At 37.3% G+C, this 23,483-nt stretch carries 30 protein-coding genes and 1 riboswitch; of the genes, 23 read left to right on the top strand and 7 right to left on the bottom strand.

Annotated features, from left to right (window positions below; genetic code table 11):
- Positions 1–720 (top strand): LysM peptidoglycan-binding domain-containing protein (locus tag FQ204_RS07060; RefSeq protein ID WP_144210221.1); only part of this gene is annotated, 720 nt, incomplete at its 5' end.
- A gap of 113 nt (positions 721–833) precedes the next feature.
- Here the strand turns inward: FQ204_RS07060 and FQ204_RS07055 are convergent.
- Genes FQ204_RS07055 through FQ204_RS07045 form a run of 3 tightly spaced genes read right to left on the bottom strand, consistent with a single transcriptional unit; the run spans position 834 to position 2,249 of the window.
- Entirely contained in the window at positions 834–1,181 is a 348-nt protein-coding gene (locus tag FQ204_RS07055; protein ID WP_260843568.1) for a hypothetical protein, read from the bottom strand.
- Between the two features lie 13 nt (positions 1,182–1,194).
- Positions 1,195–1,827 (bottom strand): hypothetical protein, encoded by a 633-nt coding sequence (locus FQ204_RS07050; protein ID WP_144210217.1) that lies wholly within the window; start codon positions 1,825–1,827, stop codon positions 1,195–1,197.
- A gap of 47 nt (positions 1,828–1,874) precedes the next feature.
- Entirely contained in the window at positions 1,875–2,249 is a 375-nt protein-coding gene (locus tag FQ204_RS07045) for a hypothetical protein (protein WP_144210215.1), read from the bottom strand.
- Between the two features lie 699 nt (positions 2,250–2,948).
- Here FQ204_RS07045 and FQ204_RS07040 point away from each other — a divergent pair.
- Genes FQ204_RS07040 through FQ204_RS07025 form a run of 4 tightly spaced genes read left to right on the top strand, consistent with a single transcriptional unit; the run spans position 2,949 to position 6,736 of the window.
- A complete protein-coding gene (locus FQ204_RS07040) occupies positions 2,949–3,629 on the top strand; it encodes a helix-turn-helix transcriptional regulator (protein WP_186286730.1) in 681 nt (226 codons plus the stop codon).
- A 2-nt stretch (positions 3,630–3,631) separates the two neighbouring features.
- Entirely contained in the window at positions 3,632–3,904 is a 273-nt protein-coding gene (locus FQ204_RS07035; protein WP_144210211.1) for a hypothetical protein, read from the top strand.
- Positions 3,905–4,837 (top strand): hypothetical protein, encoded by a 933-nt coding sequence (locus FQ204_RS07030; protein ID WP_144210209.1) that lies wholly within the window; start codon positions 3,905–3,907, stop codon positions 4,835–4,837.
- 3 nt (positions 4,838–4,840) lie between these two features.
- Positions 4,841–6,736 (top strand): hypothetical protein, encoded by a 1,896-nt coding sequence (locus FQ204_RS07025; protein WP_144210207.1) that lies wholly within the window; start codon positions 4,841–4,843, stop codon positions 6,734–6,736.
- Between the two features lie 319 nt (positions 6,737–7,055).
- Here FQ204_RS07025 and yidC read toward each other — a convergent pair whose 3' ends face one another.
- Positions 7,056–7,973 (bottom strand): membrane protein insertase YidC, encoded by a 918-nt coding sequence (gene yidC, locus FQ204_RS07020; protein ID WP_003041474.1) that lies wholly within the window; start codon positions 7,971–7,973, stop codon positions 7,056–7,058.
- Between the two features lie 79 nt (positions 7,974–8,052).
- Entirely contained in the window at positions 8,053–8,331 is a 279-nt protein-coding gene (locus FQ204_RS07015; RefSeq protein ID WP_144210205.1) for an acylphosphatase, read from the bottom strand.
- A 31-nt stretch (positions 8,332–8,362) separates the two neighbouring features.
- Here FQ204_RS07015 and FQ204_RS07010 point away from each other — a divergent pair, with 31 nt between their 5' ends.
- From FQ204_RS07010 to yidD, 14 genes are all read left to right on the top strand, one after another.
- Positions 8,363–9,103 carry a TrmH family RNA methyltransferase gene (locus FQ204_RS07010; RefSeq protein WP_144210203.1) on the top strand — a complete coding sequence of 247 codons (741 nt, stop codon included), beginning with the start codon at positions 8,363–8,365 and terminating at the stop codon, positions 9,101–9,103.
- 45 nt (positions 9,104–9,148) lie between these two features.
- On the top strand, positions 9,149–9,640 hold the full coding sequence (locus FQ204_RS07005; RefSeq protein ID WP_144210201.1) for an HDIG domain-containing metalloprotein: 492 nt from the start codon (positions 9,149–9,151) through the stop codon (positions 9,638–9,640).
- A 25-nt stretch (positions 9,641–9,665) separates the two neighbouring features.
- A complete protein-coding gene (locus tag FQ204_RS07000; protein ID WP_144210200.1) occupies positions 9,666–10,349 on the top strand; it encodes a Bax inhibitor-1/YccA family protein in 684 nt (227 codons plus the stop codon).
- Positions 10,350–10,458: 109 nt separating this feature from the next.
- Positions 10,459–11,709 (top strand): diaminopimelate decarboxylase, encoded by a 1,251-nt coding sequence (locus tag FQ204_RS06995; protein WP_144210198.1) that lies wholly within the window; start codon positions 10,459–10,461, stop codon positions 11,707–11,709.
- A 54-nt stretch (positions 11,710–11,763) separates the two neighbouring features.
- Positions 11,764–12,012 (top strand): YneF family protein, encoded by a 249-nt coding sequence (locus FQ204_RS06990; RefSeq protein WP_144210196.1) that lies wholly within the window; start codon positions 11,764–11,766, stop codon positions 12,010–12,012.
- A gap of 93 nt (positions 12,013–12,105) precedes the next feature.
- On the top strand, positions 12,106–12,900 hold the full coding sequence (gene racE, locus FQ204_RS06985; RefSeq protein ID WP_144210194.1) for a glutamate racemase: 795 nt from the start codon (positions 12,106–12,108) through the stop codon (positions 12,898–12,900).
- The gene (locus tag FQ204_RS06980; RefSeq protein ID WP_144210191.1) at positions 12,897–13,883 is read left to right on the top strand and encodes a nucleoside-triphosphate diphosphatase; all 987 of its coding nucleotides are present in this window, start codon (positions 12,897–12,899) and stop codon (positions 13,881–13,883) included. The genes racE and FQ204_RS06980 overlap by 4 nt, the downstream gene beginning before the upstream one ends.
- Positions 13,859–14,380 carry a metallophosphoesterase gene (locus tag FQ204_RS06975; RefSeq protein WP_003031635.1) on the top strand — a complete coding sequence of 174 codons (522 nt, stop codon included), beginning with the start codon at positions 13,859–13,861 and terminating at the stop codon, positions 14,378–14,380. The genes FQ204_RS06980 and FQ204_RS06975 overlap by 25 nt, the downstream gene beginning before the upstream one ends.
- A complete protein-coding gene (cbpB, locus tag FQ204_RS06970) occupies positions 14,377–14,838 on the top strand; it encodes a cyclic-di-AMP-binding protein CbpB (protein ID WP_144210189.1) in 462 nt (153 codons plus the stop codon). Before FQ204_RS06975 ends, cbpB begins: the two co-directional genes overlap by 4 nt.
- Positions 14,835–15,566 (top strand): site-specific tyrosine recombinase XerD, encoded by a 732-nt coding sequence (gene xerD, locus FQ204_RS06965; RefSeq protein ID WP_144210187.1) that lies wholly within the window; start codon positions 14,835–14,837, stop codon positions 15,564–15,566. The genes cbpB and xerD overlap by 4 nt, the downstream gene beginning before the upstream one ends.
- Positions 15,566–16,276, top strand: a complete 711-nt coding sequence (locus FQ204_RS06960) for a segregation/condensation protein A (RefSeq protein ID WP_144210185.1) — start codon at positions 15,566–15,568, stop codon at positions 16,274–16,276. The genes xerD and FQ204_RS06960 overlap by 1 nt, the downstream gene beginning before the upstream one ends.
- The gene (gene scpB / locus FQ204_RS06955) at positions 16,269–16,835 is read left to right on the top strand and encodes an SMC-Scp complex subunit ScpB (RefSeq protein ID WP_144210183.1); all 567 of its coding nucleotides are present in this window, start codon (positions 16,269–16,271) and stop codon (positions 16,833–16,835) included. The genes FQ204_RS06960 and scpB overlap by 8 nt, the downstream gene beginning before the upstream one ends.
- Positions 16,822–17,547, top strand: a complete 726-nt coding sequence (locus FQ204_RS06950; RefSeq protein WP_144210181.1) for a pseudouridine synthase — start codon at positions 16,822–16,824, stop codon at positions 17,545–17,547. The genes scpB and FQ204_RS06950 overlap by 14 nt, the downstream gene beginning before the upstream one ends.
- Entirely contained in the window at positions 17,547–17,801 is a 255-nt protein-coding gene (gene yidD / locus FQ204_RS06945) for a membrane protein insertion efficiency factor YidD (RefSeq protein ID WP_144210179.1), read from the top strand. The genes FQ204_RS06950 and yidD overlap by 1 nt, the downstream gene beginning before the upstream one ends.
- A 32-nt stretch (positions 17,802–17,833) precedes the next feature.
- Here yidD and FQ204_RS06940 read toward each other — a convergent pair whose 3' ends face one another.
- Entirely contained in the window at positions 17,834–19,273 is a 1,440-nt protein-coding gene (locus tag FQ204_RS06940) for a TrkH family potassium uptake protein (RefSeq protein WP_144210177.1), read from the bottom strand.
- 3 nt (positions 19,274–19,276) lie between these two features.
- Entirely contained in the window at positions 19,277–20,626 is a 1,350-nt protein-coding gene (gene trkA / locus FQ204_RS06935) for a Trk system potassium transporter TrkA (protein ID WP_144210175.1), read from the bottom strand.
- A 344-nt stretch (positions 20,627–20,970) separates the two neighbouring features.
- On the opposite strand from trkA, the gene FQ204_RS06930 reads away from it, so the two are divergent.
- The 4 genes from FQ204_RS06930 (at position 20,971) to FQ204_RS06915 (ending at position 23,475) form a co-directional block, all read left to right on the top strand.
- On the top strand, positions 20,971–21,480 hold the full coding sequence (locus FQ204_RS06930) for a tRNA (cytidine(34)-2'-O)-methyltransferase (protein WP_144210173.1): 510 nt from the start codon (positions 20,971–20,973) through the stop codon (positions 21,478–21,480).
- Positions 21,481–21,548: 68 nt separating this feature from the next.
- Positions 21,549–21,774: riboswitch (FMN riboswitch) on the top strand.
- 148 nt (positions 21,775–21,922) lie between these two features.
- Positions 21,923–22,486, top strand: coding sequence for an ECF transporter S component (locus FQ204_RS06925; protein ID WP_144210171.1), 564 nt, complete (start codon positions 21,923–21,925; stop codon positions 22,484–22,486).
- Entirely contained in the window at positions 22,476–23,126 is a 651-nt protein-coding gene (locus FQ204_RS06920) for a phosphatase PAP2 family protein (protein WP_144210169.1), read from the top strand. Before FQ204_RS06925 ends, FQ204_RS06920 begins: the two co-directional genes overlap by 11 nt.
- 22 nt (positions 23,127–23,148) lie before the next feature.
- Positions 23,149–23,475: an MGMT family protein gene (locus FQ204_RS06915; RefSeq protein ID WP_144210167.1), complete on the top strand. Its 327-nt coding sequence runs from the start codon at positions 23,149–23,151 to the stop codon at positions 23,473–23,475.
- Positions 23,476–23,483 lie beyond the last annotated feature (8 nt).

Raw genomic sequence — 23,483 nt, 5'->3', positions numbered from 1 at the left:
TACAACTTTTTCCCGTCACTCCCAGGAATTGCTATCTTTCAATTTACGTCAACTTACATCACTGGTGGACTTGATGGCAATGTAGACTTGACGGGAATCACAGATAATGGTTACGGTCGTAAGAATACACCTAAAACACAGACACCAGCTATCAAAGAGGGAGAAAAAGCTGACAATACACCAAAAAGTGATATTAAAGCTGGCGACACAGTCAAGGTTAATTTCTCGGCTACCAACTGGGCGACAGGAGAAGGAATCCCTGATTGGGTTAAAGGTCGGTCTTATCAAGTAGCAGAGGTGAGCGGTGACAAGGTGCTGTTAGCAGGTATTAACTCTTGGATTTACAAACAAAATGCAGAAATTATCTCTACTACTAATAGCCAACCTGCATCAGCTCCAACTGTTCAGCAGTTTGCCTCATACACGGTACAGCCGGGTGATACCCTTTCTGGAATTGCCGCTCAATATGGCACGACTTACCAACAGTTAGCAGCTCTGAACGGCATTAGCAATCCAAACTATATCTATGTAGGACAAGTTCTAAAACTGACAGGACAAGGACAATCAGCTCCTCAAAATGTGTCTTACCATACAGCACAATGGGGAGATACGCTCTCTGGCATGGCTGCTCAATACGGTACAACAGTGGAAAATATTCAAGCACTAAATGGATTGTCAAGCGACCTCATTTATGCAGGTGTAACTTATAGAGTAAAATAAATAGGACTGCACCCTTTTTTTAAATGGGACAAAGCAGACAGTTTAGCCCTCGGTTTATGCCGAGGGCCTTTTTTATTTTTTTCGAGCAAATAAAAAAGTTAGCAAATGCTAACTTAAATTTTTAAACTCTCGATTAGTTTTAGTCTTTGCGCATAATCTAATTGCTCGACCTCGCCTGCTAAGACATCTGCCCCTTGCATTTCCGTGTCTCTAATGCTATCTGGCAAGTATCGGATTTTGTTTCGGTCGATGAAGCCACCCAAGACAGCTTCACCCAAAATAACCTTTTCTCCGGCAGCCAGCTCTGGAACCTCAGTCAAAGCCATTAAGATTGCATAACGGTCTGCAATGTCAGCTACTCGTCCACTAAACGAGCGGTTGCGCTCTTTGTTACTGCACTCATCATAAATATTGATAAGCTCGCCTGCTAAATAAATTGATTTTTTAAATTTGTCTGCCATTATTTTACTCCTTTTATAAATACTTTTGGGGGATTTTGCCATCGTTTTTTTCGATAGCTTCTAATACTTCTTTTTTAAAATCCAGAGCTTCTTCAAAGGTACGAAAGGCTCTCCGGACTTTCGCACCAAAACGAACAATACTAAAGATATAGCGCCTTTTTTGGGGGCTATAGCTGATAAATCGCTCGCCTAACTTATTATCGATATTAGGCTCTCTCCTTTTCCTCTGTATATCCTTGCTATGTTTTTGAAAATCCTCCGTGGTCATTTCCTCGATCAAGACATGACCACAACTCATTGATATTCCCTTAAATAAACTCGGTGCGTACACCTGTCTTGTTTTCCCGCAACTACATTTACATTTCATATAAATTCTACCGTTCTTTGGGATATGTTCCAAAATCGTCCATTCTCCAACCTTCTTTCCGATTGGCAGCTCTTTTTTGTAATCTATATCAGCCCTCGGATCCAGTATTTTAGGTACTTCTCCGTGTTCAGCATAATATGCCTCCGCAGTTTTCTTTACCTCTAAAATAGCTTCTAAGTTTTTTCGTGACCACTCCCAGCGTTTGCCATTAAAGCGCTTTTGGTACACATAAGCACCTGTCGATTTTTTATAAAAAATATTTTTTGGTAAGTTTTCCATAACATTGTTACTTTCTATTCTATAAGCAAGAGGGTTGCCCCTCTTGCTTATTTGATTTTGCTAATCACTGTTGCATCTGCTAAAATAGCTTCATTTTCATCAGCTTCGTAAGCATTACGTGGATTTCTTCTGTTGCTCCCTACAAGATAAAGGTTAGGATAGCAATAGCATCGTTTTTGGATTTCTAAAGCTTTTTCGATCGCTTCAATGATTTCATCGTCTTCGTCCCAATCTTGGTCAAACTCGATTAATGTTGTACAAGTTCCTCCTACTTCATTTTCTGTAGGTTGGTCATATTCGTAATCCCATTCTACTGATTCTGGTAGCACTTGTCCGACTTTATAAGTATCGTTCCAGCCGCGGATGCCGTAGTATTCGTAATCTGTTTCTTTGATTGCATTTAAGATTTCTTCGACTTTCATTTTTTCCTCCTCGTCCCCTTTCGAGACTTGCGATTTTATTTGATAAGGTCTTATTACCCTCACCTTGATTATATTATAACACGAGGTGCTACCTTTGTCAATACTTTTTATCAACTTTTTTGATTATTTGGGTAAATTTAATTGGTTTTTGATTCTATGTCTTGTATATAAGCGTTTGCTAACAGAACTGTTTTGCACATCGTTTTAAACGAGTACATAACATTGCGATAATACTTATACATGTCAAGGGCTTTATTCAAATTTTTTTAAAAAAGTTTCAAAACACTTCACAAATTCAATCATATCAAGCGTTTAACTCATCTAATTATTTTTTTAGATGAGTTTTTTTTGTGTTTTCTTCTATAAAAAGCAAAAAAGAGTTGATGACCTGCAAGCGATCGAAAAATATAAATTAACAAAATATTTGCTTTACATAGCTTGTAAACCTAAAATAAAATAGGCATACGAAAGAGCAGGGGCGTGCGCTTAAAATTCGGAAAATACCCCACCAAATTTTGAACGGGGCTATGTTTGTTCGTGATTAAAGAACGCTGCCCTCTTCTGTGCAAAAAATTCCCTTTTTGAAATTTTTGAGCTGACAAGAAAGGGTTTACACCAATGATTTTATTGTTTTAAACAATAAAAAAAGACCTTGTCCAGATAGGTCGTAAGAATGGCGGGGACAATACCCTTAAAGTATTGATACTACAAGGTTTTTGTTTTACTTTATGTAAAATTTTAATTGAAAGTCGTGCCTTCAATAAACAAGAATTTATAGATATTATTGATAAACTACTTAAACTTTGTCAAAAAGAAGAAGCAAAAGAGGTCTATAGAGCAATAAATAATGAAAAGGTGAATTATATTGAGCCTCAACACGGCAAAGACCTAATAAGTGAAATCTGGGAACTTAGACAAACGATAACAGAACAACAAGTAATTCAGATTGATTATAAACGAGCGGATAATAAAGTAAAGCAGCACAAAGTTAAGCCCGTTGGTATTATTTTTTCTGAGTTTTATTTTTATCTTTTAGCTTTTCAAATGGATGAAAAAATTAAATATCCAACGATTTTTAGGATTGATCGTATTCAAAAAATTGATATTACCAACACAAGATTCTCTATTCCATATAGTCAGCGCTTTAGTGAAGCAGAGTTCAAAAAACGAATACAGTTTATGTATTCAGGAGAACTAAAAACGGTTCGCTTTGAGTTTACAGGTGTTCTGGAAGCCCTACTGGATAAACTCCCAACAGCTAAAATTGAAAAGGAAATAGAGGAAGGTGTCATTGTTAGAGCTGAAGCTTTTGGAAACGGGATTGATATGTGGCTGAGAAGCCAAGGGGATAGAGTAAAAATATTAGGAGAGGAAAGTTAGAGATGAAGATATTTTTAAGTGTATTAATTGTGTTATTTGTCTTGATGGTATGTTTGATTTTGTATAAAATGGGATTTTTTAATCTATCATCTGATAATATAAAAGTAAGTCAAAGATATAATTCTAAGGAAGGTCGCTTTGTGATTTCTGGTAAAAAGCAAAGGTTTGTGATTACCAAAAATGAGAATATTGAATTTCTAGTTGAAGATGGACAGATAGTAGCGTGTAAAGATAAAAGAGTTAGTGATGACTTTGTATACTATGGAGATAAATAAATGAGTTTAATTACAGATGTATTAGATTGGGCTTCTGATAAAGTTCAATCCATGACTGGCGAAAAGGAACGACGGGCACGAGTTGAAGAAATTAAAATTAAATATGATGATTTTAAAGTACAAGTGACTGTCAACGTAGGCAGCGTAAATAGATCTATCAAAGACCTTAATGGTTCAATAAAAAAATTGAATGATTTTAGGGCTACTAATATTTCTAATAACATAGAACTTCTAGGTAACTTTTTGGGGAATTTTGGTAATATTAAAATGATAGGGGAGTATGCGGCAGAAAAAAGCAAAAATTATATGGACGTTCCCGAACATCGTTTTATTTCTATTGAAGATTATATTCAGGACATTGATTGGAGCAAAGGAGATGTTTTCATTAATTCGTTTTTCTCTGGTCCAATAGGAATGAAGAAAAAAACTCAATCACAGAATTTATCAATGCAGGAACAACTAAATTACCTGAAATTAGAAGCAGAACAGACTATTTTAGAGTTAAAAGATTTGAAGTTTGGTGTTGAACAAGATAAAGAAATTGCAGAACTATATATTCTTTGTATTGAAAGAATTATTACCTTTATTGAACGGGTTATTATCCCAGAAATAGAAGTTATTGAAGCATTTTTCCAAGCGCTTGTTATAAAAAATAAACTTATTGCTGACAACAAATTAGAGAACATTGAGTTTAAAAATGATTTAGAACTTATTAGAAATACTCAATTTCAATCTCATTACTTATTTGTAAGAAATGCATTTATGTTTTATGTGATTGCGTGCAAGATTTACAACACACCAGTATTAACAAATTTATTTGAAGGAACAACCTCTAAAAATGACTTACAGGAAATGAATTATGAGAAAAAGGTTCTTGAGATGCAGATGAATAACGTAAACCAATTCCTTATTTTTAAAAGAAAAGAGGCATAATGAATGGAAAGAAATATTGATAATTTAATTGCTTCAAGAAATGTTTTATCTGCTAGACAGAGGGAGCTCTATATTTCAACTATTGAAAAGATTAATATGAGCAATAAAGAGTTGCTAACAAATGATTTTGGTGCGACTTTAGGAAAAAACATTGCTAGGGATTTAGCTGGTGAAGTTGTAAGACGATATTTTGATCTAGGAGATTTCTATATTACTGCAGATCAGCTCGTTGAAAGATTTTTGCACTTTAGTTATGATAATGATCAAGATTTTCTTATGAATAATGAAGAGGTAAGAAAGTCAATTTATAATGCGACTGATAGCCTAAATAGTCAAGCTATGAAAGATATTGTAAAGGATTGCCAAAGTTTTCAATCACAACTTTTTACCAATGATAGAGCAAATGATAAATTTGATATTAGGGGTAAGAAAGATTATCGAAATAGTCGTGTTGAAAATATTCACGAAGAAAATGGAAAACGGGTAGGAACATTACAAGATGAATTATTAGGTAGAGTTATTGAGACAACATCAAAATCACAAAATAAAAATGATTGGTACTCAAAAAATCTTCAGGCTGATCATAAAATGCCAAGGGAAGCTATCACACATAATTCAAGGTACATAAAGAGTAGTGATGAAATATTAGATAAGTATAGAGAATTTTATAATTCAGATGCAAATATGCAAATGATATTAGCTTCGGCTAATGGTTCTAAAAGCGATGTAAGGGTATGTAATGTTAATGGGGAAATAAAGTATATGACTCCAAGGCTTGGTAATAAACCTAACCCTGACTATAACCCCAAGAATGATATTACTATGACTGCAACACCAGAACAACTTACTCAAGCAGCAGTGTATCGCTGGGAAAATGCAGGGGAATCTGCAACAGAAGCTATGAAGAAAGAGGGGTATCTTGATAAGAATGGAAAGGTTAATCCTAAAGTAAAAGAAGCATACAAAAAACAAATGGAGGAATTTATTGCGGCACGTCAAAATCAGTTAGGTGACTTAGAAGATTTTAATTATGCTAATATCGCAGTAGATGCAGGTAAAACTACATCAAAAGCAGTCGGAAAAATTATTGCTGGACAACTGATTTACTATGTTATGCCACCTGTTATATTTGAAGCGCAACAGATTCTTCATAAAAAGGATATCACAATACAAAAATTTTTTAGTGAATTAAAGAAAACCCAAAAGCGTATCGTTGGTTATGTTAAGGATAAGATGTCTGAAATTATGATTAACATTGCTGGAAATTCTATACATAAGTTTGTAAAAGTGTTTTTTGATATGGTTATTGAAATGGCAAAAACAACTGTAAAGAAAATGCTTAAGTGGGTAAAAAATATTGTTCTTTCATTTGTTAATTGTTGTAAAACTGTTGTGAACCCTAAAATGTCTGCGGTGCAGAAAGCAGATTCAATTACCAAAGTAATGTTTACAACAATAAATTCAATAGTACTTGAAATTCTATTTGAATACTTAGAGAAACAATTTGCATTGCCTGATATATTAATGGAGCCATTGCAAATAATAGTTACGATTATTTCAACAAATTTGATAATGCTTGCACTAGATGAACTGGACTTATTTAATATGAGGTATGGAGTATTGACATCTAATATAGAAAAGCTGTTTATAGAAGAAAATGAAAAATTTATGGAAGATTCATTTGCTATGATATCTAAAGAATATGAAACTTCAAATGAAACATTGAAGTTAATTGAAAGTGATATAGCAGACATTACAGACTCAATCCAAATGTTAAACCTTATGCAAGATGATGCGTTAGATTCACTTGACAATATAAATAAGATTTTTTCTATGGGGATTGATTTTGAAGATGAGTGGCGATATTTTACTAGAAAAGGAGAGAAAGCGACAATATGATACTATTTGTTATATTATTACTAATTATTATTATTCGATGGATTTTTGCGTTTCTAAATTCTAGATAATATTATAGTAATTTATCCTATCTGTAATTATCGAAAAAATAGCTCTTATTCCTTTAGAAGAATTGTAATACCATGATGGCACCATAAAAGGAAATTTAACACTTGTTATAATGATAAGATATATCATTTGCGATAATTCAAATGATTCTAATCTCTTGAATCCTATTTCGAAGCCAGAAAGTCTAAACAAATCAGGCTCAATGTCAATTATAATGGGTTGACATTGAGCCTGATTGTTCCAGCCTTTTTGTTTATCTTGAACGTTGTTTCCCAGCGTTACGATTTTTCTTTTTATTTTGTTTTCTATTTTCAATAACGGCCTGTGCTTGAGGTGTCACATCTTTTTTACGACCAGAATTTTTAATGGCTTTAGGTGGATTATTTTTGTATTCTTCAGCTACGCGTTTTCTGAGCTGAGGACGGATGTAATGATTGATAATCAATTGTTGGATAATCATGATGAAGCCACCGACTACCCAATAAAGTGTTACACCTGCTGGAGCTGTGAACGAGAAGATGACAATCATGAGCGGGCTCATGTACATCATTTTCTTCATTTGCTCTTTTTGAACTTCGTCAATACCGACAAGGGTCAAAGCAGATTGAATAAAATACAAAACTCCGACGATAACAGTAAGGAGAATGCTGGCTTTTCCGAGTGGAATCCCTAGGAATACACTCTTAGCAACTCCTTCAGTGTATTGAGCAGAGAAATAAAGGGCAGAGAAAAATGGTAATTGAATCAGGAGAGGAAGACATCCGATACCTCCGAGCATATTGACACCATTTTCTTTTTGAGCAGCCATGAGTGCTTGCTGAGCAGCCAGTTTTTCTTCTTGTGTTTCAGCATTCTTCATGCGTTCTTGGATTGGCTCAAAAATAGGCTTCAAATAATTCATCTTTTCTGATTGGTAAGTTGATTTCCAAGATTGATAAAGTCCAAGCGGAAGGATAATCAAGCGGACAATCAAAGTAACAATGATGATGGCGACACCAAAGCCTAGCCCCATATTATTCGCAAAATACTGAATAGCCAGACTCATTGGTCTTCCAATAATATCCCAGACAAATCCAGCAGGCTTGCCGTCTTTGACTTGCACACATCCTGAGAGTAGCAGAAGCATAGACAGCCCCAACCCTGAGAATAAAATACGATTTAATTTTTTCACGTGTTTGTTTCCTTTTTCTAAAAAATAATACCTTTCTATTCTACTGTTTTTTTCCTAAATATACAATAGTTCTTAGGACCTAATTTGCAATTTTAAAGTCTGAATAGGATTCAAAATTAGCCATTGTGACATCTAAATAACTAACTTTTGAAAATGGCGTTGGTCCTTTGCGGATTTCTTGGATGAATTTTGCCATGAGTGCGGAATTTTCTGCCTGAGCCAAAATTTCTACGGTTCCGTCTTCATTATTCCAGACGCGCCCTGTGATACCACCGATTTCTTTGGCAAGTGTGTAAACACCCCAACGAAAGCCGACACCTTGCACACGACCTTGCGCACTCATTCTTACTTTTTGCATGTGAGCCTCCTTTTTGTGATATAATAGTTCTATGAATATTATAACCTCAAAAGCTAATAATGTGGTAAAAAATACTAAAAAATTACTTCAAAAAAAATATCGGAAAGACTCATACTTAATTGAGGGCTGGCATTTATTTGAAGAAGCAGTCAATGCACAAGCTAACATTCGGCACATCTTTGTTTTAGAAGAATTTGTCGATAGAGTGCAGGATTTTCCTCAAGTTCATGTAGTGACGGCAGAAATTTTGGCGGATTTGGCTGATTCCAAAACACCGCAGGGCATCGTAGCAGAAATTGCTTTTGAAAAACAGGCGCTTCCTTCCGTTCTCAAAGGGAAATATCTTTTTTTAGAAGATGTGCAGGATCCAGGGAATGTGGGAACGATTATCCGAACGGCTGATGCGGCTGGCTATGACGGGGTGTTTATTTCACAGCATTCAGCAGATATCTACAATCTTAAAACTCTGCGTTCCATGCAAGGCAGCCATTTTCATTTGCCTATTTATCGAGTGAAAACATCAGATTTTCTTGACCTTGCTAAACAAGTACAATTGCCGATATTGGCAACGACGCTTTTAAAAAATTCGATGGATTATCGGGAGTTAGCACCACTATCGGATTTTGCGCTTGTGTTGGGAAATGAAGGACAGGGGATTAGTTCTGAAATGGCAGAAGCAGCTGATTACCTCATTCATATTTCAATGAAAGGACGAGCTGAGAGTTTAAATGTCGCCGTGGCAGCAGGAATTCTCATCTTTGCTTTAAGCTAAAATTGAGAAATATATTTATAATTAGAAGCACATGGAGGTGGTTTTATGCTTTATAAAGAAGACAGAGAGTATATGGAGCATGTTGGACACTTGATTGCTCAACCACGCGTCCAGAAATTAAAAACCATAACACACCATATTTATTCCAACTGTTTGGAGCATTCGATTCATGTTAGTTATACGAGTTATAAAATTGCTAAAAAGTTAGGTTGGGATGCAAAAAGTACCGCGCGTGGAGGTCTTCTGCACGACATGTTTTACTATGATTGGCGGGAAACAAAATTTAATAAAAGCCATGCTTGGGTTCATCCGCGCTTAGCGGTAAGAAATGCACGCAAAGTGACCAGGCTGAATAAGGTTGAAGAAGATATTATTGTTAAGCACATGTGGGGAGCAACATTGGCACCACCGCGGTATAAAGAGGGCTATATTGTCACCATGGTGGATAAATACTGGGCAATCAAAGAAGCCATGGCACCAGTTCGGAAAAAAATTGCTAAAAGAAGACTTTTCCACAGAAAAATGTTAAAATCATAACAGATAACAATAAAGGAGAGAGCTTATGAACAATACAATTATTCAAGAAAATAGTGATATCAATAGTTTCTACGCAAAAGTTTATTCATTAGTCGGAATGGGGATTGGCATTTCTGCCCTTGTCTCAGCACTGATGTTGACCGTTTTTCAAAATGTGATTATATCTGTCATGACAGGTAATAGTTGGATTTTTTACTTAGCTATTTTTGCTGAGCTGGTTCTTGTCTGGGTGGCTTCAGGTATGTCTGCCAAAAACAATCCAGCTGCGTTACCAACTTTTCTAGTTTATTCGGCTTTAAATGGCTTTACGATTAGTTTGGTGTTGGCTCTTTATGCGCAAGCAACGGTTTTAGGAGCCTTCGTTACTTCTTCAGCGATGTTTTTTGCTATGGCATTGATTGGGAAATTTACCAAAAAAGATCTTTCTGGTCTAGGTAGAGCCTTTATTGCAGGTCTGATTGGAGTTATCATCGCTAGTTTGGTGAATATTTTCCTTAGAAGTTCTGGACTAGATTTCATCATTAGCATTATTAGTGTGATTATTTTCTCTGGCTTGATTGCTTGGGACAATCAAAGAATCCGCTATGTCTATGAGCAATCAGGCGGAAATGTGGCAGCTGGTTGGGCAATTTCACTTGCCTTGAATCTTTACCTTGACTTTATCAATCTTTTCCTCAGTGTTCTTCGTATTTTTGGAAGAGATAATTAAACGTAAGAATATTGGAAGTTGGACTTGTTTTCCAGCTTCTTTTTTGTTGGCGAATGGTTCTCTTTTTATGATATAATAAAGCAAACCAAGAGAAAGTATGAGACTAGCTATGAAAGAACTTTATATCAGTCGTGAAAAATTAGCTGAAATCACAGCTCAATTTCCAACACCATTTCATTTATATGATGAAAAGGGAATTCGGGCAACAGCTCGTGCGCTTCAGGAAGCCTTTTCTTGGAATCGGGGGTTTAAAGAATATTTTGCAGTGAAGGCAACTCCGAATCCGACTATTTTGAAAATCTTGAAAGAAGAAGGCTGTGGAGTAGATTGCGCCAGCTATGTAGAACTTTTGATGAGTCAAAAAGTAGGCTTTTCAGGAAATGACATGATGTTTTCGTCCAATGATACGCCCGCAGAAGAAATGAAATTTGCGCGTGAATTGGGAGCTACTATCAATCTTGATGCTTATGAAGATGTTGCATTTTTACAGGAAGTGGCAGGAATCCCAGAAATTATTTCTTGCCGCTATAACCCAGGCGGTGTATTTGAGTTGGGAACAGATATTATGGATTCTCCAGAAGAAGCCAAATTCGGGATGACCAAAGAACAACTCATCCAAGCATTTAAAGATTTAAAAAAATTAGGAGCTAAAAAATTTGGCATACATGCCTTGCTGGCTTCTAATACTGTTACGAATGATTATTATCCTGAATTAGCCCGTCAGCTATTTGAATTAGCCGTTGAGGTTGTGGCTGAGACCAATGTGGACTTGGATTTTATCAATCTTTCAGGCGGAGTAGGCGTTCCTTATCGTCCAGAAGAAAAAGCAAATGACATTTTAGCGATTGGACAAGGGGTTCGTCGAGTTTATGAGGAAATTTTAACACCTGCAGGCTTAGGAAAGGTTAAAATTTTTACGGAACTGGGACGTTTTATGCTGGCCCCTCATGGATTATTGGTGACGAAAGTATTGCATAAAAAGAAGACTTATCGCACTTACATTGGTGTAGATGCTTCAGCAGTGAACCTGCTGCGCCCAGCTATGTATGGAGCTTATCACCATATTACAAATATAGATCATCCAGACGGACAGACAGAAATAGTGGATGTGGTAGGCAGTCTTTGTGAAAACAATGATAAATTTGCCATTCAGCGCGAACTGCCGATTACCAATATTGGAGATACCTTGGTGATTCACGATACAGGAGCGCACGGTTTTTCAATGGGCTATCAGTACAATGCCAAACTTCGTTCAGCTGAAATTTTACTGGAAGAAGACGACGGTGTACGAATGATTCGGCGTGCTGAAATACCGGAGGATTACTTCGCAACTTTGTATGGCTTTGATTTTGAAAAATAGACAATTTTTGATATAATAAGAAGATGTAAAAAGGGAAAAGAGGATTACATATTTATGAATTTACTATTAGCTATTTTGTTGATTATTCTTGCTTTTTTTGGTGGCATGTTCGCTGGCATGTACCTTGTCCGCAAACAAATTGAAAAAGAATTTGCAGACAATCCACGTTTGAATATCGATGCTGTTCGTACGATGCTATCTGCAAATGGACAAAAACCAAATGAAGCAAAGGTACAACAAGTGTATCGTCAAATTAAAAATCAACAAAAAGCAGCACTTGAAAATGCTAAAAAGAAAAAATAATCTTTGTCATATACGATAAAATTGATTTTTAAAGAGATAAATGAATGGGGATTTGGGACTTGCACCCAGTCCCTTCTTTAGAAAGAAGAACTTATGGATAATCGACCAATTGGTTTTTTAGACTCAGGAGTGGGCGGTTTGACAGTTGTTCGCGAATTGATGCGGCAGCTTCCACATGAGGAAGTAATTTATATTGGTGATTCTGCACGTGCGCCTTATGGCCCTCGACCTGCTGAGCAGATTCGCGAATACACATGGCAACTAGTGCGATTTCTTTTAACAAAAAATGTCAAAATGATTGTTCTTGCCTGCAATACAGCTACTGCTGTGGTTTGGGAAGAAATCAAAGAAAAATTGGATATTCCAGTTTTAGGAGTGATTTTACCAGGAGCTAGTGCGGCAATCAAAGCATCTCAACATGGAACGATTGGCATTATTGGAACGCCCATGACGATTCAATCAGATATTTATCGTCAGAAAATTGAGCGTCTCTTACCGGAAGTGGAGGTGACAAGTCTTTCTTGTCCCAAGTTTGTACCACTGGTAGAGTCTAACGAGCTGTCGTCTAGCATTACGAAAAAAGTGGTCTATGAAAGCTTGATGCCTTTAAAAGGCAAGGTAGATACTTTAGTGCTAGGCTGTACGCATTATCCTTTGCTAAAACCAATCATTCAAAATGTAATGGGACCGACTGTGAAATTGATTGACAGTGGAGCAGAATGTGTGCGGGATATTTCTGTCTTACTAAACTACTTTGAAATCAATCACAGCAGAGAAGAAAAACATCTTCAGCACCGCTTTTTTACAACAGCAAATGCGAAAAGTTTTGCTGAAATTGCAGAAACGTGGTTAAACAAAGAAATAAATGTGGAGCATGTAACATTATGAGCAATAAAATTTATGAGTATAAAGATGCTCAAGATTGGTACGTTGGAGAATGGTCTTCCTATGGCGGTGGATTCTATTTTAAAGACGTCGTTTCAGAGGAATTGAGTCGCATGGAAGAAGAGCTCCGTCAATTAGTAGTTGAAGAGCAGTCTTTTTCTGTTGCAGTGATTCAATATAACTCCATGATGTCTTTTGTTCAATTTGTCCTGCAAATAATCAATGAGAATCAAGATTCACAGTTTCAGGCACAATTTCACAAGGGCGCTATTCTGATTACGGAAAAGGGACGGTTAGCTTTAGTGCATTTGCCCGAAAAAGGAGTTCAGTTGAATAATTTCTTTTCTCAGCAAGATTTGTCAAATTTGACAGTCGGAGATACGATTTTAATTGCCACTCGTAATGAGGGGAAAACTGCTGAGTTCCGCAAGATCTTTGAAAAATTAGGCTACAAAATTGAAAACCTGAATGACTATCCTGATTTACCAGAGGTCGCAGAAACTGGAATGACTTTTGAAGAGAATGCTCGTTTGAAAGCGGAGACTATTTCAAAACTGACTGGGAAAATGGTCTTGGCGGATGATTCAGGCTTAAAAGTGGATGCACTAGGCGGTTTGCCTGGAGTTTGGTCTGCTCGCTTTGCAGGAAGTGATGCAACAGACTTAGAGAATAATGCAAAATTGCTGCATGAATTGGCAATGGTTTTTGAGTTGAAAGACCGCTCAGCTCAGTTTCATACAACTCTTGTGGTGGCAAGTCCTGACAAAGAAAGTCTAGTCGTGGAGGCTGACTGGCCAGGCTATATCAATTTTGAGCCAAAAGGTGAAAATGGATTTGGCTATGACCCGCTATTTTTAGTAGGGGAGACAGGCAAAACATCTGCTGAATTAACAATGGAAGAAAAGAATGCTCAATCACATCGAGCTCAAGCAGTTCAAAAATTAGTGGAGGTATTTCCAGCATGGCAAAACAAACAATCATCGTAATGAGTGATTCTCATGGCGATCGAGCTATTGTAGAAGAGATAAAGGCACGTTATCTTGGAAAAGTCGATGCTATTTTTCATAATGGCGATTCTGAGTTGCCTAGTGATGATGAAGTGTGGCAAGGGATTTACGTTGTAGCTGGGAACATGGATTTCTATGATGGTTATCCAGATCGCTTAGTGACAGACTTAAACGGCACCATTATTGCGCAAACTCACGGACATCTTCAACAGATCAATTTTGGTTTTCAAAAATTGGACCTCTGGGCACAAGAGGTAAATGCAGATATTTGTTTGTATGGGCATTTACATATTCCAGATGCGTGGATGGAAGGAAAAACACTCTTTTTAAATCCAGGCTCTATCAGCCAACCGCGCGGTGTTATCAATGAGCGACTTTATGCTAAGGTAGAGATTAGTGATGATGCATTTCAAGTGGACTATTATACGCGCCAACACGAACTGTATTCTCGCCTATCAAAGGAGTTTACTCGATGATTGCCAAAGAATTTGAAGACTTTCTTTTACAGCAAGAAGATACTTTTTTAACACCGGCAGAAAACTTGGCTGTTTTGATCGATACTCACAATGCTGATCATGCTATTTTGTTGTTAAGTCAGATGACCTACTCACGAGTACCCGTGGTGACAGATCAGAAAAAGTTTGTTGGCACCATTTCGCTAACAGATATCTTGTCTTATCAGATGCAGCACGAAATTCCTGATGAGGAATTTATGACAACCGATATTGTGCACATGGCAAAAAAAGATGATTTGACAGTTGGTCCAGATTTTACATTGACAGAAGTGCTGCATAAGTTAGTAGATGAGTCATTCTTGCCAGTTGTTGATCGGGACAATACATTTCAAGGAATTATTACACGCAAATCTATCCTAAAAGCAGTTAATGCTCTTTTGCATAGCTTTGCGAATGAATACGAGATTCATCCAAAATGAAAGAAGAAATAACAACCTTTTTAGAAGGAAAAAATTTATCTGACAATTCAAAAACAGCTTATTTTTATGATTTGGAGCAGTTCGTAGATGTGACCCATGCAAAAATTACAGAGACCAATCTGCGAATTTATCAGGCTTCTATTGCTGACTTTAAACCTTCTGTTCAGAAACGAAAATTATCTGCTATCAATCAATTTTTGCATTATTTATACAAGCAACGATTGATTTCAGATTTTTATCGTTTGGAGTTGCCAAAAGTTGGTATTCCGAAAGAACATGATGCGGAAATTTTGGATTTGTCTGATTTTTATGCAGATACAAATCAATACAACGGTCGCTTGATTGCGCTTCTCATTTTAGAAATGGGGCTTTTACCAAGCGAAATTTTGCAGTTGAAAGTAGCAGATGTCAATCTGGATTTTCAGATTATTCGCATTGAGAAAGCAGGTCAAAAGCGCATTGTGTCCATTCCAGACCAATTGATTGGAGAATTGGAAACAACTCTAGAAGGAACTTACTTGTTAGAAAAGAATGGAAAAACCTATTCGCGCCAATGGGGCTTTCGTCAATTAGAAGCTTTTTTGATTGAAAAAAATCAAGCTGCTTTATCAGCTCAGAGTTTGCGGGAGCAATATATTTTACGCCAGCGAGAAAAAGGCGTAGAAATATATGAAATTGCGCGCAATTTAGGCTTGAAAACAATGATGACATTGGAAAAATACAGATAATGGACATAAAAATTAAAGATTTTGAAGGCCCATTGGACTTATTGCTTCATTTGGTGTCAAGATACCAAATGGATATCTATGATGTGCCGATTACAGAGGTCATTGAGCAATATCTGGCTTATGTAGCGACGCTTCAGGCTATGAAGTTAGAAGTGATGGGAGAATACATGGTAATGGCGAGTCAGCTCATGTTGATTAAAAGCCGAAAACTCTTGCCAAAAGTAGCTGATAGCTTAGAAACTGAAGAGGATTTGGAGCAAGATTTGCTCTCTCAAATTGAAGAATATCGGAAATTCAAATTGTTAGGTGAGAAAATGGCTGAACAACATGAAGAACGAGCTCTTTACTATTCCAAACCTAAAATTGAATTGGTGTATGAAGATGCAACATTGCTCCATGATAAGACAACGATTGATTTATTTTTGGCCTTTTCAAAATTGATGACGCAAAAAAGAGAAGAATTTGCTCAAAGTCATACAACGATTGTCAAAGATGAATATAAAATCGAAGATATGATGGATGTGATACGTGAACGTTGTCATGCTCAGGAAAAAATTGCTTTGCAAGCTATTTTTTTAGAAACAAAAGATATGAACGAAGTCATTACCTTATTTTTAGCGACATTGGAATTAGTAAAAGTTCAGGAAATTCAAGTGATACAAGAAGAAAATTTTGGGAATATTTATCTAATAGGAAAAAGAAATGAGTAAGTTAGCAGAGATTGAAGCCCTGCTCTTTGTAGCGGGCGAAGACGGCTTGCGTGTCCGTCAAATAGCAGAGCTCCTCTCTATACCTCCGACAGGTGTGATACAGAGTTTGGAGAAATTGGCAGAAAAGTATCAAAAAGATGAAGATTCGAGTCTTGCCTTGTTAGAGACATCGAATACTTATAAAATTGTTACCAAGCAAGATTTTGCTGAACTTTTGCGAGAATATTCAAAGGCACCAATCAATCAAAGTTTATCAAGGGCTGCCTTGGAAACCCTATCCATTATTGCTTATAAGCAGCCCATTACGAGGATTGAAGTAGATGAGATTCGTGGGGTCAATTCTAGTGGTGCGATTTCTAAGTTACAGATTTTTGATTTGATTCGTGAAAATGGGAAAAAAGAAGTGCTTGGTCGACCAAATCTTTATGTGACGACCGATTATTTTTTGGACTATATGGGAATCAATAGCCTAGATGAATTGCCAGTAGTGGAAGAAACAGAGCTAATAGCTGAGGAAAGTCAATTGTTTGCTGAAAGGATAGAAGATGAGAATCAATAAATACATTGCCCATGCTGGGATTGCGAGCCGAAGAAAAGCGGAAGAATTGATAAAACAAGGTCTTGTTACTGTGAATGGACAAGTTGTTCGTGAGTTGGCAACGACAATTAAGTCGGGTGATCGTGTTGAGGTAAGTGGTCAGCCCATTTACAATGAGGAAAAAGTGTACTATCTCTTAAATAAGCCACGCGGTGTCATTTCCAGTGTGACAGATGACAAAGGCCGTCCAACGGTAGTGGATTTGTTGCCAAATGTCACAGAGCGGATATATCCAGTTGGTAGGCTTGATTGGGATACATCTGGGGTGTTGATTTTAACCAACGATGGTGATTTTACAGATGAGATGATTCATCCGCGAAATGAAATTGATAAGGTCTATGTGGCTCGTGTCAAGGGGGTGGCTGATAAAGAAGTCCTTCGACCTTTAACAAAGGGTGTAGAAATTGATGGTAAAAAAACCAAACCAGCTGTTTACGAAATTCTGAAAGTAGATCCAGTTAAGAATCGTTCGGTTGTCCAGTTGACTATCCATGAAGGGCGAAATCACCAAGTGAAAAAGATGTTTGAAGCTGTTGGCCTGCAAGTAGATAAACTTTCTCGTACGCAATTCGGTCATCTGAATTTAACTGGACTTCGTCCGGGTGAAGCTCGCCGTCTTAATAAAAAAGAGGTCAGCCAGTTGCATAACCTAGCTGTTACGAAGAAAAAATAATGAAAAAAATCCTTATCGGACTGATTCGTTTTTATCAAAAATTTATCTCACCGGCTTTTCCACCTTCTTGTCGCTATCAACCGACTTGCTCAAACTATATGATTCAAGCGATTGAAAAGCATGGTGCCAAGGGATTGTTGATAGGAATTGCACGTATTTTACGTTGTCATCCTTGGGCAGAAGGAGGAGATGATCCTGTACCAGATGTTTTTAGCCTGAAACGCAATCATTCAGAAAACAAAGAAACTCACTAGACTGTTGACTAGCGAGTTTTTATTTGACCTATTTATCGTTTGGACCACGTCTGTGGCATAAAAAGCAGAATCATTGGGTAAATTTCTAAACGCCCTGCAATCATGGCAAGAGAGAGTATGAGTTTGGAGATGGGACCAAAGATTGCAAAGCTGTCTGTTGTTCCTAGCATTGGACCAATGTTGTTGAAACAGCTAAGAACAGCACTGACGACTGTCATCAAGTTATTATTATCTAAACTGACGATAAAGATGAGGCAGATAATAATCATCGTATAAAGCACGAGGTATTTTAAGATTTTATGTTGTGTATCTTTGTCAATCACACTATGGTTGACATGTAGGGTCAGTACACGCTTTGGTGAGAGGGTGGACAATACTTGATTTTTAGCAATGCGAACCAGCATTAAGCAACGAACAACTTTTAAACCTCCAGCCGTAGAGCCAGCAGAACCTCCTATACACATGAGAATGAGGAGAATAAACTGAGAAAAGAGCGGCCAAGAGGTAATATCACCAAAACCAAAACCAGTGGTGGTGATAATGTTAGATACTTGAAAAAGAGAGATTTCCAAGGTCTGAGAAAGGTTTTGATAAATATGAAAAACATTGAGACAGATGAAAATCGTTGCAGATGCGACAATAATGAGATAGGTCCGCAGTTCTTCATCACCAAAAAAGGTTTTGAATTTTCTTAGCAGTAGAAAATAGTAAAGATTAAAATTCACACCAAAGATGAGAACGCCAAAGCTCACTAAATAAGTAATCAATGAACTGTGATAATGCGCAATTCCGTCATTGTAGACACTAAATCCTCCTGTGCCAGCTGTTCCCATGGCAATGATAAAGCTATCAAATAAAGGCATGCCTGCGAGGTAGTAGATGATTACAAAAATAGCGAAGAGTGCTAAATACAGCAAATAGAGAATTTGTGCAGTGTCCTTTAACTTAGAAACAACTTTACCAAAGACAGGACCAGGGACTTCTGCTCGCATCACTTCCAAATGGCTATTTTTATTATTTTCCATGATAGCAAGAGCAAAGACGAGCACTCCCATACCTCCGATTAAGTGGGTAAAACTACGCCAAAAGAGCAGAGAATGTGATAAGACAGAGACATCCGGTAAAATGGAAGCGCCAGTTGTTGTAAAGCCTGAGCTGACCTCAAAGAAAGCATCGATGAGATGAGGAATTTGTCTTGAAAAAACAAAAGGAAGTGCCCCAAAGAAGGACCAAAGTATCCAGCATAAGGCGACAATCAAAACTCCTTCTTTGGCATAAATGTGATGATTTTGGGGCTTAAAAGAACTGCCTAAAAGTCCGACTACCAAGAGAATTCCAATTGTGGCGCTAATGGAGAGCAAATTTTGATGAGGCTCGTGATAGATGAAAGCCACAATGAGCGGAATCAGAAGCAGTCCAGCTTCAATGATTAACAGCTTTGAGAGGAGGAAACGAATCATACTTCTATTCATGGCTTACCTCTCTAATAAATCATAGATTTGTGTGATATTTTGGATCAAGGTTGTGACGACGATTTGGTCACCGATTTGAATATGATCCTCACCCGTTGGGAAAATAGGTTTTCCATTTCGGATAATGGCTGCAATCAAGACACCTTTTTTTAGTTTCAGACTAGAAAGTGGTCTTCCAGTCATTTTATTTTCTTCCTTGATTTGAAATTGCAGAGTTTCAAGTTGTCCATTAGCTAAGTGGTGCATAGCTTGTAAATCAGAATATTGGGCATTCACACGTCCGCGGACAAAGTGCATAATCGTATCTACTGCAATTCTCTTTGGCGTTACAATACTTGAAAATTCCTGACTGTCAATGATTTCAAGTAAGCTAGTCCGATTGACTTTCGTGATATTTTTTTGAACGCCCATGCTTTCAAGGAACATAGAAGAAATGATATTTTCTTCGTCTACACCAGTCAGGGTAGCGACTGCATCATAGTGTTGAGCGCTTTCTTCTAGTAGAATGTCTTTTGCAGTACCGTCACCTTGAACAATGTGCAAATGCGGAAATTCTTGACTAAACCATTCAGCGTGTTTTGAATTGATTTCAATCACTTTCAGTTTGATTTTGCTATTTTTTAGGATATTGAGCAGGTAGTAAGCAATCTTTCCTGCTCCAATGAGCATCAAACTTTTTATAACTTTTGGTCGGACGAAATTATGGAAAAGAATAACATCAACTCGATTTCCAGTGACATAGATAATATCATTCTGCAAAATGATGATTTCACCGTCTGGGATGAGTAATTGATTGTCACGTTCAATAGCACAAATCAAGACATTTCCAAATTTCTTTCGAAATTGAGATAAAGTCATCTGACACAGATTGCTATTTTGTTTGACCTTGAATGCCATTAAACTGACACGTCCATTAGCAAAATGCTCCACAGAAAGTGCGTTAGGAAATTCGATGATATTTGCAATGTAGCGTGCTGCTAGTAGCTCAGGATTGACAATGAGTGAAAAACCAAGAATGTTTTTTTCTTTAAAATAAGAATTTGAATATTCTGGATTACGAGCGCGAACAATCGTTTCTTTCGCCCCCATTTTTTTAGCCAGCACAGCCGACACCATATTGACTTCGTCATGTTCTGTCATGGCAATGAAAATATCACACTGCTCTACATCAGCCTGCTCTAAGATTTTAAAATTAGCACCGTTACCGACAATGCCCATAATATCATAGCGTTTTGTGATCCGATTGAGTACAGACTCGTTTTGCTCAATGAGAATCACATCATGTTTTTCAGCCACAAGTGAACGACAGAGAGCAGCTCCGACTTTACCGCCACCAACGACAATAATTTTCATTTTATACCTCCCAAGTATACCCCTCTATCATACCCTTTTTTTGCGAAAATTTCATCATTTTGAAGAAAGAAAAATGTATATTTTGTCCTAAAAGGGCATTCCAATGAAAACGCCAAGAGAAATTTTGAAAAAATGGACAAAAAATTGAGAAAATATGAAAATTTTAAGCTTTTTTTGTTGACATGTGCAAAGAAAGTGATATACTAAGAAAGTACATTCATTGATTTACCTCAAACCTGTTGTGATGTAAGTTAATGATGCCTTAACCACGCTGTTTGCTGAGCTTGACTCCGAGCAGTGTGGCTATTTTTTTGTAGTAGTAATGAAATCAGGAATGAAAAATTATGACATGTAAAAACCATATTGTTCTTTTTGAACCGCAAATCCCACAGAATACTGGCAATATTGCTCGGACTTGTGCGGCGACGAATTCACCGCTGCATATCATCTTACCAATGGGATTTCCGATTGATGACCGCAAGATGAAACGAGCTGGCTTGGATTACTGGGACAAGCTGGATATTACTTATTATGATAATTTAGAAGAGTTCATGAGTAAAATGGATGGGCATCTCTATTTGATTTCTAAGTTTGCGGAGAAGGTTTATGCAACAGAAAATTTTGCAACCGCTGGAAATCATTATTTCATGTTTGGACGTGAGGATAAGGGATTGCCAGAGGATTTTATGCGTACTCATTCTGAAAAAGCCTTGCGGATTCCGATGAATGATGAACACGTCAGAAGTCTGAATTTGTCAAATACGGTTTGTATGATGGTGTATGAAGCACTGCGGCAGCAAAATTTTATAGGATTAGATCTGGTACACGAATATGAACATGACAAATTAAAATAATGATGTCAAAATGATTTTAGTAGATCAGATAAAAAGCTTGCTCTTGCAGGCTTTTTTTGTTATGATTAAAGGGTCTTCAGGGCAGGGTGAAATTCCCGACCGGCGGTGATTTGCAGCCGATGACAATCTTTTACTTTTATATAGTTGTGTGGCTTCTTGATGTATCTTTGAAGCGCAACATTATCTAAAAATAAAATCTTTGTCAACTAGGTAAGCTGCTTTAAGTCCGCGAGCGCAAGCTGATGTGGTGCAATTCCACAACCGACAGTACAGTCTGGATGGGAGAAGACGAAAGGCAGGGAGAAGTCCCAAAACTGTGGCTTTTAATGTTATTTAAGGAAACTTCCTTATACTATCATAAAGGTTTCACTGACTGGGATAAGTCATTCTTTAGCAAGCCTTTCCAGCTTCTCTAATTTTAATAAAATTGGAGGAACCTGTTATGACACATACACGCAAAATGGCTATTATTGCCATTCTTTCAGCTATCTCATTTTTGCTGATGTTCTTTGATTTCCCGATTTTGCCGGGAGCAAGCTTTTTGAAGCTGGATTTTAGCATTTTACCAATTCTATTGGGATTAGTGGTGCTAAATCTAAGAGGAGCTTTAAGCATTTTATTGATTCGCTCAGTACTCAAATTGCTGCTGAACAACCAAGGTGTCAATACCTATATTGGTCTGCCGATGAATATCATTGCAGTTGCTGTTTTCGTAATCGCTTTTGCGCTTATTTGGAAAAAGGAGCAGACAACCATTCGTTTTCTAGTCGCTTCTGTAGTGGGAACGCTCGGATTGACTATGGCAATGTTTCTCTTGAATTATATCTATGCCATTCCGCTCTATGCCATGTTTGCTAATTTTGATATTTCAAAGATTCTGGGCGTGGCAAATTACCTGTTTGCGATGGTCATTCCATTTAATCTATTAGAAGGTGTGGTTTTTGCAATTGCCTTTTGGCTCATTCACTTGCTTTTAAAACCGATTTTAAGTAAATATGAAAAATAAACAAACTTTTTTAACCAAGGGCTCTTTTGCCCTTTTACTTTTTGTGATTCTAGGCTATGTTGTCAAATTTCATCCTAATTATTTAAAAGGCTTTGATAATCCAATCCAGACAACTTTGCGTGGAGATTTGCCACATGCTTTGACACTTTTCTTTTCTAACGTAACGAGTCTAATCAATACCCCCGTTATTGTGAGCTGGATCGCAATTTTGGTTGGTTTTTTCCTTTATAAAAAATGGCGGAGTGAAGCTATTCTTTTGGCTGGGAATCTTGCTCTGACAGGGATTTTAGTGACTTTTTTGAAAAATGTTTATCAACGTCCGCGCCCTGCTATTCAACACTTGGTGGAAGAAGGTGGCTTTTCTTTTCCGAGTGGGCATGCGCTGGCTTCTACGCTAATCTTTGGTTCGCTGTTGATTATCGTCAGTCAACGAATAAAATCGGTGCAGACGAAGCGTATCTTGCAAAGTCTGCTGATTGTGATGATTTTTATCATTATGACGTCACGTGTGTATCTGGGAGTACATTATCCGACAGATGTTTTGGGAAGCCTTCTCTTAGGTTTAGGAATTTTGCATATTGAATTTCCTTATTATGATAAGTTGCGCTTTCAATGGCGTTTTAAAGGGAAACAAAGATAGCATTGCCACAAGGAAAAAGATAATGCGAAAAGTGTTAAATGAAAAATTAGTCCATCAAATTTTATCAGTTGTGTCCTGTATTCCTGTAGGGAATGTAGCGACATATGGGCAAATTGCGCGTTTGATTGGTCGAGAAAGAAATGCTCGCTTAGTAGGTCGTGTCTTGTCTCAGGCTGGACTTTATGGGAAATATCCTTATCATCGCGTGGTCAATGCCGCAGGACGCTTAGCGCCAGCATGGGAAGACCAGCGACATCTCCTTTGGGCTGAAGGAGTGACTTTTAAAATGAATGGCTGTGTGGATTTGAAAAAGCACCAATGGAAGCCAATTGACATGAGTAAAGTGTAAATGGAACT

Source organism: Streptococcus constellatus (assembly GCF_902167705.1).
In the GTDB taxonomy this organism is placed as follows: Bacteria; Bacillota; Bacilli; order Lactobacillales; family Streptococcaceae; genus Streptococcus; species Streptococcus constellatus_A.
The sequence above is the reverse complement of the archived record's forward strand: the minus strand, read 5'-3'. Positions and strand labels throughout refer to the sequence as shown.